General features: G+C 70.1%; 1 protein-coding gene. It reads left to right on the top strand.

What is annotated here, in order from left to right; translation table 11 throughout:
* Window positions 1–271 precede the first annotated feature (271 nt).
* On the top strand, window positions 272–2,231 hold a 1,960-nt coding region (locus ACTIDRAF_RS26975), incomplete at its 3' end, for a condensation domain-containing protein (protein ID WP_157162807.1).

Genomic DNA, 2,231 nt, shown 5'->3' with positions numbered 1-2,231 from the left:
CGTCGGGGGTGCATGACCACGACACCATCCAGCGACTCGCCGCGCGGCTGGTCGGTGAGCTGACGACCCTGGTGGAGCTGGTGAATTCCCCGGAATAGAAGCGGCGACCCACCCCCTCAGGTCTGTTTTGGCCCACGTCGAACACGGCTTCGCCGTAGTCGAACCAATGTTTGGCTGTGCGTAGGCTCGAATCGGCAGTTGCCAGGACAACCGCGGGGCGCGGAAACACACGCGCCCCGCGGTAGCAGGCTGTGATTACTGGGGGGACCGCATGGACACGCCGTCGTCACGCGAGGACCGCATTCGTTCCCTGCCGGAGCACGTCCGGGAACGACTGCGCGGCCGGTTGGCCGGGCGGGGTGCCTCCCGCAACCGGATTCCCCGGGTGCCCAGGGACGGCCGGTTGCCGTTGTCCTTCGCGCAGCAGCGGTTGTGGTTCCTCGACCAGTACTCGCCTGGTGGGGTGGAGTACAACTCCGGGTTGGCGTTGCGGGTCCGTGGTGCGTTGGACCTGGCGGCGTTGCGGGTGGCGGTGACGGCGGTGGTGGCCCGGCACGAGGTGCTGCGGACCACGTTCGACACCGTCGAGGGTGAGGGTGTGCAGCGGGTGGGGCCGCCGGTGGAGGTTCCGGTGGCGGTGGTGGACCTCAGCGACCGGGCTGAGGACGTGGGCCCGGCGGTGGACGGGGTGTTGCGGGCGGAGATGCGGCGGCCCTTCGATCTGCGGCAGGGGCCGTTGGTGCGGGTGGTGGTGGTGCGGGAGTCGCCGGAGTCGCATGTGGTGGCGGTGGTGATGCACCACATCGTGACCGACGGGTGGTCCAGTGGGGTGTTGGTGCGGGAGTTGGGGGCGTGCTACGGGGCGGCGGTGCGGGGTGAGGAGGTGGAGCTGCCGGAGTTGCCGGTGCAGTACGCCGACTACGCCGCCTGGCAACGCCAGCAGTTGACGTCACCGGCCATCCAGAAGCACCTCGACTACTGGCGAGGGCAGTTGGACGGCTGCGTCCCGCTCGAACTGCCCACGGACCGGCCGCGTCCCGCCGACCGGACCACCAATGGCTCCGCCCACGTGTTCGAAGTCCCGCCCGAGCTCACGGCGGAACTCGCCCGGGTCGGTGAGCCGGTTGGCGCGAACCTCTTCATGACCCTCACCGCAGTGACCCAGCTTCTCCTCGCGAGGTACGCGGGCCAGAACGACGTCGCTCTCGGGACCGTCGACTCGGGTCGTGACAAGGACGTCACCGAACTCGTCGGGTTTTTCGTCAACACGCTCGTCCTGCGGTCGCGAATCAGGGACACCCGGTCCTTCACGCAATTCCTGGACGAGGTCCGGAAAACCGTTCTCGACGCATTCGACCACCGCCGTGTTCCTTTCGAGCGCCTGGTCGAGGAACTCGCACCCGACCGGGACCAGAGCCGCACTCCCCTCGTGCAGGCCATGCTCGTCCTGCAGAACGCGAACCAGCGGGACGCCCTGGTCAGCTCCGGCGGCGTGGAGTTCCGGGAACGGGACCTCCCTCGGGACGTCTCGCCGATGGAACTCACCTTCGAGTTCGCGGAGGCGGAAGGCGGCCTCTCCGGCGCGGTGGAGTTCAACACCGACCTGTTCGACCCCGAGACCATCCAGCGGATGGTCGAGCACTGGATCGTGCTGGCCCGGCAGGTCGTGACCACTCCTGACCGTCGTCTTGGCGAGCTGGACCTGGTGGTCGGGGCCGAACGGGAACGGGTGCTGGTCGGGTTCAACCGGACCGACCCGGTCACGGTGCCCGAGGCCTCGATCGGGGCGGGGTTCGCCCGGCAGGCCGAGCGCACCCCGGACGCGTTGGCGGTCACCGCCGGCGGGGTGGATGTCTCCTACGCCGCGTTGGCGGTGCGGGTGGCGGGCCTGGTGGCGGGGTTGCGGGCCCGGGGGGTGACTGCCGAGTCCCGGGTGGTGGTGATGCTGCCCCGCACCCTGGACCTGGTGGCGGCGTTGGTGGCGGTACCGGCCGCGGGTGGGGTGTGCGTGCCGGTGGATCCGGCGTACCCGGTCGAGCGGGTCGGGTTCATGGTCACCGACAGCAGGGCCGTGCTGGTGGTCACCGATACCGAGCATGAGCACCTGGCCCCGGCCGGGGCCGCGGTGTGGACCGTGGATCAGGGCCGTGCTGGGGAGGTCGTGGAGCCGGGCCAGGCGGTCCGGTCGCTGGTCGAGGTCACGGCTCCGGTGACACCCGACCGGGCTGCCT

The sequence above is a fragment of the Actinoalloteichus spitiensis RMV-1378 genome (assembly GCF_000239155.1).
GTDB lineage: Bacteria > Actinomycetota > Actinomycetes > Mycobacteriales > Pseudonocardiaceae > Actinoalloteichus_B > Actinoalloteichus_B spitiensis.
This window is presented reverse-complemented; position numbering and strand designations above follow the sequence as displayed.